We start from the raw sequence: 753 nt of genomic DNA, 5'->3' as shown, positions 1-753 counted from the left end.
GCTTTTGACCTCTACTCCCTTAGCAGGGGAGCGCCTTCGACCACTCGGCCACCTCTCCGTTGCGCCGGTGGATAAAGAAAAGCGCCGGCACAATCAACAAGCCGGCGCCATTATCCGTGAAAAATCCGGATTCGGCCGCTGGAGCCCCTTCGCATGCGGCGATTCTGCGGCAGCTCGTTGGCCAGCGAGTCGGCAACGGAGCCGCATTTTCGGCCGGCCATTGCCGGATTCGGCCGCATTTCGAAGCCCAGGCCAAGGCTTCCGGGCTCTTCGATAGTTAATGAGAGCTTTCTGACTGAGGCCAAATCGTGTCATTTGTGCAACAACGCCAGGGGATAGCGCCCGAACAGTCCTTTTGCCGGTACGATCGTGGTTGAACGCCGCCGCCTCATGGGTAATGTCGAATTCGAAGGAGCGGCGCGGTGCGCATCTTTTTCGGTAGTGGGGATGGGGCAGGGAACGCTGTCCTTCAGCAAAGAATACCCAGACCCGTTTTTTAACTTTTGACTGGAGGTCAGAAAATGAACATCAAGAGCCTTCTTCTCGGCTCCGCTGCGGCCCTGATCGCAGTTTCCGGTGCGCGCGCCGCCGACGCCGTCGTCGTCGCCGAGCCGGAACCGGCTGAATACGTCAAGATTTGCGACGTTTACGGCTCGGGCTACTTCTACATCCCCGGCACCGAAACCTGCCTGCGCATCGGCGGCTATGTCCGTTACGACATCGGCGTCGGCGACGTCGGTTCGTTCGACGGTG

1 protein-coding gene is annotated in these 753 nt (G+C 59.6%); it reads left to right on the top strand.

Features of this window, described 5'->3' with window-relative positions; genetic code table 11:
• Nucleotides 1–521 precede the first annotated feature (521 nt).
• The coding region (locus AC1DZ8_RS33310) for a porin (protein WP_477402411.1) at nucleotides 522–753 on the top strand (232 nt) is incomplete at its 3' end.

The sequence above is a fragment of the Mesorhizobium sp. P2_F7 genome (assembly GCF_056403695.1).
This window is presented reverse-complemented; position numbering and strand designations above follow the sequence as displayed.